Source organism: Paenibacillus sp. FSL K6-2393 (genome assembly GCF_038002545.1).
Lineage (GTDB): Bacteria > Bacillota > Bacilli > Paenibacillales > Paenibacillaceae > Paenibacillus.
Genome location: NZ_JBBOCU010000001.1, coordinates 5,745,618 through 5,756,217 on the forward strand (window position 1 = coordinate 5,745,618; position 10,600 = coordinate 5,756,217).

The 10,600-nt window shown below is 48.5% G+C and carries 7 protein-coding genes; 3 read left to right on the plus strand and 4 right to left on the minus strand.

Annotation, left to right across the window (positions count from 1 at the left end; all coding sequences use genetic code 11):
- Window positions 1-36: 36 nt before the first annotated feature.
- Both MHI14_RS25590 and MHI14_RS25595 read left to right on the plus strand, forming a co-directional pair.
- Window positions 37-1,821, plus strand: coding sequence for an ABC transporter ATP-binding protein (locus MHI14_RS25590; RefSeq protein WP_341131519.1), 1,785 nt, complete (start codon window positions 37-39; stop codon window positions 1,819-1,821).
- On the plus strand, window positions 1,805-3,646 hold the full coding sequence (locus tag MHI14_RS25595; RefSeq protein ID WP_341131760.1) for an ABC transporter ATP-binding protein: 1,842 nt from the start codon (window positions 1,805-1,807) through the stop codon (window positions 3,644-3,646). The genes MHI14_RS25590 and MHI14_RS25595 overlap by 17 nt, the downstream gene beginning before the upstream one ends.
- Before the next feature lie 677 nt (window positions 3,647-4,323).
- On the opposite strand, the gene MHI14_RS25600 is transcribed toward MHI14_RS25595, so the two are convergent.
- On the minus strand, window positions 4,324-5,880 hold the full coding sequence (locus MHI14_RS25600; protein ID WP_240768252.1) for an ATP-binding protein: 1,557 nt from the start codon (window positions 5,878-5,880) through the stop codon (window positions 4,324-4,326).
- Between the two features lie 274 nt (window positions 5,881-6,154).
- Between MHI14_RS25600 and MHI14_RS25605 the strand changes: the two genes are divergently transcribed.
- Window positions 6,155-6,490 (plus strand): hypothetical protein, encoded by a 336-nt coding sequence (locus MHI14_RS25605; protein WP_105600891.1) that lies wholly within the window; start codon window positions 6,155-6,157, stop codon window positions 6,488-6,490.
- 277 nt (window positions 6,491-6,767) lie between these two features.
- Here the strand turns inward: MHI14_RS25605 and mglC are convergent, their stop codons facing one another.
- The 3 genes from mglC to MHI14_RS25620 all read right to left on the minus strand — a co-directional run bounded on the left by mglC (window position 6,768) and on the right by MHI14_RS25620 (window position 10,444).
- The gene (mglC, locus tag MHI14_RS25610) at window positions 6,768-7,787 is read right to left on the minus strand and encodes a galactose/methyl galactoside ABC transporter permease MglC (RefSeq protein ID WP_017690326.1); all 1,020 of its coding nucleotides are present in this window, start codon (window positions 7,785-7,787) and stop codon (window positions 6,768-6,770) included.
- A 15-nt stretch (window positions 7,788-7,802) separates the two neighbouring features.
- Window positions 7,803-9,308 carry a sugar ABC transporter ATP-binding protein gene (locus tag MHI14_RS25615; RefSeq protein WP_341131520.1) on the minus strand — a complete coding sequence of 502 codons (1,506 nt, stop codon included), beginning with the start codon at window positions 9,306-9,308 and terminating at the stop codon, window positions 7,803-7,805.
- A 74-nt stretch (window positions 9,309-9,382) separates the two neighbouring features.
- Entirely contained in the window at window positions 9,383-10,444 is a 1,062-nt protein-coding gene (locus MHI14_RS25620) for a galactose ABC transporter substrate-binding protein (protein ID WP_036672480.1), read from the minus strand.
- Window positions 10,445-10,600 lie beyond the last annotated feature (156 nt).

The window sequence follows — 10,600 nt, forward strand, 5'->3', positions numbered from 1 at the left end:
TTCACTTAAGCAATGAAAACTGAGGTGATTTCCTAATTGTGGACGTTAAAACGATTCTTGACCCCGTATAAGTCGGCGGCGATCATCGCCCCGCTGCTCATGGTACTTGAGGTAACCATGGACCTGCTCCAGCCCAAGCTGATGTCCAGCATCGTGGATGATGGTGTGCTTGCAGGGAACCTCCCCCATATCGTGACTACAGGTCTGATCATGCTACTTGTTGCGTTAATCGGCTGGGTTGGCGGCGCAGGCTGTACACTCTATTCAAGCAAAGCTGCAGTTGGATACGGCACAGATCTGCGTCAGGAGCTGTTCGACCATATCCAGACCTTCTCTTTCCGTAATCTGGATACATTTCAGGAAGGATCTCTGATCACTCGTCTGACCAGTGACATTACGCAGATGCAGACCTTTGTACAGATGCTGCTGCGGATGTTTATCCGTTCGCCGATGCTGATCATCGGTAGTATCATCATGGCGTTTACGATCAGTGTGAAGCTGGCACTCATTCTTATTCTGACTGTACCCGTACTGTTTATTATTTTATTTATTCTGATAAAAGCATCCTATCCGCTGTTCGCCAGTGTGCAGAGCAAGCTTGATCAGGTCAACGCTGTGCTTCAGGAGAATCTTGCCGGCATTCGTGTCGTCAAGGCGTTTGCACGTACACGTCTGGAGAAAAAACGGTTCAAGCAATCCAACGAAGATTACACTACAACCGCCGTCAAAGCCTGGCGTATTGTAACGCTGAATGCACCCGTGCTCAGCCTGATGCTGAACGCTACCATTGTAGCGGTGCTGTGGTTTGGAGGTTTCCAGGTAGTGGGAGGCGATATTGCTGCCGGAGATCTGATTGCTTTTATCAACTATGTCACGGTTGTACTCTCTTCCCTCACGTCGATCGGCATGATGATGATGAGTTTCTCCCGCGCCAAGGTATCTGCTGCCCGGATCAACGAGGTGTTACATACACAGCCGGATATCCAATCGGGAACCGACAACTCCGGGAATGTACAGTCAACCCCGTCTGCCCGTGATCAGAATTCATACCAAACGTCTTCCCTTTCCTCACGCACAGACGGTCAAGTGGAGTTCAGAGACGTATCTTTCCGTTATGACGGAGACCATGCACTTACCGGCATTAACCTGATAGCTCGTCCAGGTGAGAAAGTGGCCTTGATCGGTTCAACAGGTTCAGGCAAAACCTCGCTGGTGCAGCTGATTCCCCGTCTATACGATGCTTCGCAGGGTGAAGTGCTCGTGAATGGAGTGAACGTTCGCAACTGGGATCTTCAGGATCTTCGCAGCTGTGTATCCATTGTGCTACAGGAATCCATCCTCTTCAGCGGCAGCATCCGGGATAACATTTGCTTCGGCAGGCCCGGTGCAACGGATGCTGAATTGCGTGCTGCGGCACAAGCTGCGGCAGCGGATGATTTTATTATGAAACTGAAAGACGGGTATGACACGGAACTGGGTCAGCGCGGGGTCAATCTGTCCGGTGGGCAGAAACAGCGTATTTCCATTGCACGCGCCCTGCTTATGCGACCGGAAGTGCTGATTCTGGATGATAGCACCAGTGCTGTGGATCTGCGTACGGAAGCGAGTATTCAGAAGGCTTTGCAGACCTTGATGAAAGACAGCACGACCTTTTTGATTGCACAGCGGATCTCTTCCGTGAAGGATGCGGACTGTATATATGTCATTGATGAAGGACAGATCGTTGCCAGGGGCACACATGATGACCTTATGGCTCATTCATCACACTACCAAGCGATCTATTATTCGCAGCAACGGAAGGAGGATGTTCAATTTGGCTAAACCTGCATCTTCCTCCATTCAACAAACCGTCGTGCCTCCGATAGGAAGACCCGGACCAGCGGGCAGAGGACCTGTTCCCAAAGTCAGGGCCAAAAATGCACGCCACGCCCTCATCCGGGTATGGTCATACATGGGACGTCATCGCAAAGGAGTCATTGCTGCATTAGTGCTGACGGCTCTTGGAACACTGCTTAATCTGGCAGGACCTTACCTTCTCGGCCGTGCCGTTAACGAACATATTGTGCCCAAAGTAACAGCGGGTTTGCTGAAGGAATGTCTCCTCTTGCTGAGTGTTTATGTCCTTGGCTCACTGCTGATGTGGGCGCAATCCTATGTCATGATTGGGGTGTCCCAACTGACCGTTAAAGATCTGCGACATGCGTTGTTCTCCCGACTACAAGAGCTGCCTGTCAGCTTTTTTGATAAAAATCAAAGCGGGGATCTGATGAGCCGGGCCACCAATGATGTCGATAACGTATCTACAACGCTGAATCAAAGCGTGACCCAATTGATGTCCAGTGCCATCCTGCTCGTTGGCTCCTTGTCGATCATGTTTGCACTGGATGTTCGGCTTACCCTGCTCAGTCTGATAACTGTACCGTTGATCACCATCGCCACTCGCCTGATCGCTTCGAGAACACGTAAACACTTCACCGCCCAGCAGAAGTTACTCGGTGAACTTAATGGATATGCTCAGGAGACCATTGCTGGACAAAAAGTCGTAGCGGCTTATAACCGTCAGGATCAAGCACATCAGCATTTTCAGAACCTGAATGAGAAACTGCGTACATCCAGCACACAGGCCCAGACCGTTTCGGGTTTGGTTGGACCTACGATGAACGTGATGAACAATATCGGGTTTGCCATACTGGCTTCTGTAGGTGGATGGATGGCTTATCATGATCTGACATCCATCGGACTAATCGTCAGCTTTCTCGCTTACTCCCGCCAGATTGAGCGGCCGCTCAACGATCTGGCCAATCAGTACAATTTGATTCAGGCTGCAATCGCAGGTGCTGAACGTGTGTTCCACATCATGGATACACCTGGCGAATACGTGGAGGAACAGAAGAAACAACTGGATCAGATTCAAGGCAAAGTTGTATTTGAAGACGTCTCCTTCGGGTACAGTGCGGAGCGAGACATTCTCAAGAAGGTTAGTTTTACTGCAAAACCTGGGGAGATGATTGCACTTGTTGGACCCACCGGCGCAGGCAAAACAACCATTATCAACCTGTTACCCCGTTTCTACGAGATCACAGGCGGACGGATTACCATCGATGGATGTGACATCTCTGAACTGGAGAAGGATCAACTCCGTCGACAACTCGGCATTGTACTTCAGGATGCATACCTGTTCTCGGGTACCATTCGCGAAAATCTCGCCTACGGCAAGCCGGACGCAACGGATGAACAGATCAGACAAGCGGCTGAGCTGGCGAATGCACATTCGTTCATCCGCAAACTGCCACAGGGCTACGATACCCCCATCATTTCCGGGGGAAGCAACCTGAGTCAGGGACAACGACAACTGCTGACCATTGCCCGGGCAATTCTGGCTGATCCGGCCATTCTTATTCTGGATGAAGCAACGAGCAGCATTGATACGCGTACAGAGATGAAGATCCAGGAAGCGATGCGCACATTAATGAAAGACCGGACCAGCTTTGTCATCGCCCACAGACTGAGCACGATTCGTGAAGCCGATCAGATTCTCGTCATTGATGATGGACAGATTGCTGAACGGGGAAGCCATGACGAGTTGATGCAGCAACAAGGATTCTACTATCAGTTACATCAGGGACAGCTCAATAAGTCGAACTAAAGCGTGTCTGCAAAGCTACTCCATGCCGAAGCGGACCTTAGCGCTTACGGAGCAAACAAGTGCGCTCTATCCTGAATGTGGGGAGAACATTTCCTTCTTGTGCGAGTAAACAATCAGGACGCCGTAAAAGCGGAGTTTCTCTATTCCAAATGAAAAGCTCTGCTCCGTGCCGGGCGGAATTGGAGGACATCGTCCAGCTCGCGGTTGGAGCAGAGCAAGAGCGTAAGCTAACGAATCTGAGGCGTCTTATTCAAGCTTTTAAAGCTCCCTCAGAAATCTAAAGAACCTGAGAGACGTTATAATCAAACAAACAACCCTTTTCAGCGTTTTTTTCATGAGATTTGGGAAATAACGTGTCTGAAGTTTCTTACAAATTAAAGTGAGGACCTGAAGGCCAAATAAGACGTCCTATGTTCCTTAGATAGTCGACTACCCATTCGCCAGGATCAGCCACGCTTGAACTTCAGACTTTTATACGCTGACCTCCATCATCATATCGCTTACTTGAAATTGCAGACACACTCTTATATAGCAAAAATGATCTGAACCGATGTGGAATCCACACATTAGTTAATCGAAATATTAAACGCCGCACGGGGTTCTTCAGGACCCATGCGGCGTTTTTTTGATTTTATTTAATGACTATTTAATTGCTATCTCTGGGTCAGTTATACGATTTACGTCTCCATGGGCAGATGAAGCGTGAAGGTGGAACCAACCCCCATTTCGCTATGGACGGTAATTTTACCATTGTGATCCTGAACGATTTTCTGGCAAAGTGCAAGTCCAAGTCCCGTACCTTCTTCTTTGGTTGTATAAAAGGGATTAAAGATTGTGGATAGCGAATTTTCCGGAATGCCGCTTCCTGTATCTGTAATTGAAATGAGTACTGCATCTCCTTCCTGCAACAAATCCATATGAACCTCACCAGGGTCTGTCATTGCTTCAAAAGCGTTACGAATCAGATTGATCAATACCTGCACAATCTTATCCCGATCCATGTTGATCACGACTGGCTCATTAATCATTTCAAGCGTAATTCGATGCCCACGGGATGCCGCATCTGACTCGGTCAAAGACATTACCCGCTCAAGGCAGTGGCCCAATTGTTCCGGCTTCATGTGATTGGCATGTGGTTTGGAAAACTGCAAAAATTCAGCCGTCAGATCGGTCACTCTTGTCACCTCACCCATAATCACTTCATACCATGGCGCGATATTAAACGCTTGTCCCCGGGACAGCTGCAGGAATCCCCGGATTGCGGTAAGCGGGTTCCGAATTTCGTGAGCCATACCCGCGGCCAGTTCACCAACGGCCCTTAGTCTTTCGGAACGAAATACTTCTTCTTCATTTTTCAGCCACTTGCTGCGCTGTTGTTGAAGCAGCCTATCCTCGGCTACCGTCATAAAGTGCTGCAACGAATCCGACATCTCCGGGTACAGAGAGATGCTGTAGCTTACCTGGAATCCTTGAAGCTGCACGGATAACAGTGACGACATTCGTTCTTCCACATCCTGTATCTCCGGCAAAACGACCGCAAATCGGTCTCCTGCATACCGGGATATGCCATAGGCTTCGGTGAAATGATTGCTGATCATCTGACCTGTACCTGTGATTACCGTACACCAAGGATCTTCTGAATCTTTTTTAAAGCCGCTAAAGTTATTGACGTTCAAAAGGACAAGCAAAAAAGACCGTTGCTCTTCTACTGTCTTATGTAACACCTCCATGTAACCTTCGTAATTCAACAGTCCGGTAAGCGGATCATGCAAGGTCAGGAACCGATTTTTTTCCCGAAGCCTGCGCTTCTCGACCTCACTGTTGATTAAGGTATGATACAAAAAAATGATAACAACCGAGGTTAACAGATCAAATAACGAAACCAGCAAAGCATATGTATCTACAGGCACATACGAAAGCCGAATCACCGTATATTGCAGCATAAGCAGCAACGAAATCGGCAAGGTCTGCGCCAACCGTGGTTTGTCCTGGATCATTGAAATAATGAGCATATAATACAGCATGTTACACCAGTTGAGTTCACTGAAATAGTGGAATATCCCGAGAAAAATCCACTGAAACTTTCGCAGCACAGGATATCGTCTCTCCCCATAAATACTTGCTACCAATAATGTCGCCGAAAGTGACATTATTGCCATATGAGGGGTAAGCCTGAGAACATAAGAGGACAGAATGACAAGCAGACAACCTAGCGGGAATATCACCATTTTCATCGTGTAACTAAGCAAACAGCCTCGCCCCCTTTGACATAAAACTCACATCAAACAACTTATGTACATGTATTATATCGATTATGATTAGCTGATGTTGTCGATTAGTGGAGGCTCGTCAAATTCGCATGAATGTATAAATTATGAAGGCAATAGGACATATGATGTAATTGTAATCAACAAAAGTGAAACAATTCCTCTTCGCATAGATCATTATTGTGGTACAATACATTAATGGATTAATTTAGGATAAATACTTAGTTATGGAGGATATCACATGACAACACAACGAAAACCACTGGGCTTCGGAACGCTATCTCTGCTTGTACTGACGATGGGCCTTGCCTTTAACTTTCCATGGGGCAAAGCAAATTTTATGTTCAGTCATTATCTTTTTAACTTAATAAACATACCGATTTATAGCAACGGAACTCAAGGACTTCACATTCCTTTTGTAGTAGCAGCCCTCTTCTGGATTCCAGCCTTCTTGATTGCCAAAAAATATCGTGCGCATTTTGGTACCAGTGTATCTTATAACGTCGCCGGATTTATGTTGCTCTTATGCATCATTGGACCAGTTATCCCCGTTATCGATTGGATGGTCAATGGTTAAACAATTAAAGCCAGCTCTCTATATCCCGAGGGCTGGCTTCTTTGCTGCTTTTCCATATAAGATGAACAAATTATTTACACGATAACGTAGAGCTCAGAAATAACCTGAAGAAGCGGAGCTAAAAGCTTTCTGAAAGAAAGCTACATCGGAAGCATACACCTCGCCTTTATCCCCGGATTTTCACTTCTTTAGAAGGGAATCAAAAAATCCGGGGATAACAGCGATCGGAGGATGGTACTGCACTCGGAGTACAACAGTGTAACCTTTCACGTTAATCTTATTTCTTCGCCATATACTTACGGATATCAAAAGCCACCGCAGCAACAATGATCAATCCTTTGATAATCAACTGCCAGTATGGACTTACACCGATAAATGTCAGACCATAGTTAATGACCCCGAAGATCAGCACCCCAGCCATAACACCAGGCACCGTACCAATACCACCCGCCGTTGATACACCACCGACTACACACGCGGCTATGGCATCCAGCTCATACATGTTACCGTAATTGTTCGTCGCTCCACCTGTTCGAGCCGCTTCAAGCACACCACCCAGACCATACAGTGCACCCGCAATGGCATACAGGGCAACCAGGTTGCGTGCTACATGAATCCCGGATACATGCGCCGCCTGAATGTTGCCACCGATGGCGTACATGTTTTTGCCGAGCCGGGTTTTGTTAAAGATTACCCAGCAGATTAACGCTACCGCAATGGCAATCAGGACGATATATGGAATGGAGTAACCGCCGCCCAGATCAATGTATCCAGAACCAATAACGGTGAAATCGGGTCTCAATCCTCCGATCGGCTGTGACTGGTTGGGTTCCGTATCAAAATAAATGGAGTTCAGTCCGTACACAGCAACCATCGTACCCAGCGTTGCGATAAAAGGAGGCACATGTAATTTGGCGACAATGAGTCCATTTACCAATCCCACGAATAGACCCGCGGTAATCCCGACAAGGATCGGCAGACCCACCCATAAGTGGGGCAGATCGGGGAAGAAGCGGTTTGCATACTCGTCAATTTGCAGCATCGATGCCGATACAACCGCCGTCAGACCAACCACCCGTCCAGCGGACAGATCGACCCCGCCCGTGACAAGGATAAAGGCTGCACCAAGCGCAATAATGGCCCGTGTGGAGGACTGCTGTAAGATGTCCCGCAGTGTGGAGAAGGCCAGAAAATTCGGATCAGCAATCGCAATACCAATAATGAGCAGGATCAATACGATAAAGATGGCGCGTTGTGTTACATATTGTTTCACTTGATTGATCATCTGTGTGTTCATCTGTTTCCCTCCTGACTAAGCCATCCGCTGCTGCGCGGCCAGCCTCATAATATCCTGCTCTGTTGCATCTGCTCCGTCCACGATTCCGGTGAGACGCCCTTCGCTCATCACCATAATGCGATCCGACATCCCCAGCAGTTCGGGCATCTCCGAGCTAATCATGATAATGCTTTTGCCCTGACGAGCCAGTTCCGTAATAATGGTGTAAATCTCGAACTTGGCCCCTACATCGATTCCACGTGTCGGTTCATCCAGCAGCAGAATCTCCGGGTCGGTCAGCAACCAGCGGGCCAGCAGAACCTTCTGTTGATTACCGCCAGATAGGTTGCGAATCAGCGTGTTAACTGAAGGCGTTTTGGTTCTGAACTTCTGCGTCTGTTCCCGTGCCTCTTCCCGGCCCTTCTTCTCGTCCAGCAAGCCCACGCGATTTCGATAGCGCCCCAGACTGGCAATGATCGTGTTCTCATACACCGACAACACTGGGAATATCCCTGTAACCCTTCGTTCCTCCGTGAGCAACGCAATATTATGACGCTTCGCTGCTGCGGGGGAGTTAATCTTCACCTTGCGCCCATGAATCGAAATCGTACCTGAAGCGAGTCCGCGCAGTCCGAACAAGGACTCAATCAGTTCTGTCCGCTGTGCTCCAACCAAGCCGCCAATGCCAAGCACTTCACCTTTTCGCAGCTCAAAGGATACATCACAAAACGATTTGGACTGGTTTGATGTCAGCCCCTCGGCTTTTAATATCACTTCACCGGGTACGTTCGTCCGTTCCGGGAAACGTTCGTCCAGATCACGACCCACCATGCGCGTAATAATCAGATCTGTCGTTAGATCCGCAGCATCCCAAGTCCCGACAACAAAGCCATCACGCATGATTGTCACTTCATCCGAGATCGTCAGGATCTCCTCCATCTTGTGTGAAATATAGATAATGGATACGCCGCGACTACGCAGTTCATTAATAATGGCAAAGAGCTGATCCACTTCCTTGCCTGTCAGGGAAGAAGTTGGCTCATCCATGACGATGACTTTGGATTGAAAAGAGACCGCCTTGGCAATCTCCATGGATTGAATCTTGGAGACAGACAGTGTTCCCGCCTGAGCCTTCGGATCAATATCCAGGTTCAAGTCCTTGAACAGGGCCAGCGTATCGGTATACATCCGTTTCTCGTCCACCAGTATTCCCCTCATCGGAAAACGACCCAGCCAGATATTCTCCATCACCGGACGATGCGGGACCGGATTCAGCTCCTGATGAATCATGGATATCCCTTGCTGAAGTGCCGCTTTGGAATTCGGAATATCCACATCCTTTCCTTCGATGCGTATCGTTCCTTCATCCGGGTGATACATCCCGAACAGACATTTCATAAGTGTGGATTTGCCCGCTCCATTCTCTCCCATCAAGGCGTGAACCGTCCCCGGCTTCACTTTCAATGTGACCTGACTTAGTGCCTGCACACCCGGAAATGCTTTGGAAACTCCATTCATCTCCAGCAGGTAAGGTGACTCCATCTTGGTTCCTCCCTTCCATATGACCGGCAAAAAAGGGACGCTACCCGAATGTCGGACGTCCCTGTCTCGTGCTGTTATTGGGCGTCGGCAATGTTGTCTTTTGTAATCTTTTTGTATGCAATCCAGACGTATTTACCATCTGTAATGTCGTATTTGGTATTTTCCTTCGTTGGTGTCTCACCTTTGGCAAGTACGGAAGCCAGTGCCACCGTGGCTGCACCCTGATTCTTGGCATCATTAAGCACCGTGCCGAGCATCGTGCCGTCCTGTAGAGCCTGGATGGCTGGCGCTGTTGCATCCACACCTACAACCGGCATCGATTTGCCATCCTTGAAGTATCCGGCTGCTTTTAATGCCTCAATGGCTCCCAAGGCCATGTCATCATTGTTCGCAAGAACGGCTTCAATCTTGTCGCCATGGGAAGCCAGGAACGCCTGCATTTTCTCCTGACCCTTCACGCGGTCCCACATCGCCGTGTCTTCCGCCAGTGCTTCCACTTCGATACCGGCATCCTGGATCGCCTGAACCGAATATTTGGTCCGAAGCTCTGCATCCTGGTGACCCGGTTCCCCTTTCAGCATGACGTATTGCAGTTTGCCATCGCCGTTTTTGTCCGCTTCCGGATGTGCTTTCCAGTAATCCACAATCAACTGCCCAGAGATTGTACCGGACTCCTCCGCTTTGGCTCCTACATAGTACACCTTATCCCACTTGTTCATATCTTCAGCCACTGGCTCACGGTTGAGGAATACCACTGGAATGTTCGCTGCCTTGGCCTTGTCAATAATGACACCTGCCGCCGTCCGGTCCACCGGGTTCACGGCCATTGCATTGTATTTCTTGGACACAAACAGATCCACTTTCTCATTCTGGGTCGGCTGTGCATTCTGGCTGTCCACGATATCCAGAGTCGCAATACCTTCCGCTGCTGCGGTCATTGCATTACGTACACCCGTCATGAATGTATCATCGAATTTGTAGATGGCGACACCAATCTTGGGCGTTTCCGTACCGGCTGCTGTCTGGCCTCCTGTATCTGTTCCCGTACTTCCACCTGCACTGTCTCCGCCACTGCTACACCCTGCCGCCACAACCATACATGCCGTAATCAACAGTGTCATCCATGTTTTCTTCATATCCTAATGACCTCCCCCAAGTTCATTCGGCTTCACCGATGTCTTTATTATGAAAGGGTTTACATTAAATTCGAATACAATATCTTCACCTGTTCTATCGAAATCTTCCTCAAGTTAACAAACACTTTAATTTCTTCATTCAGCATTCGTTCCGGC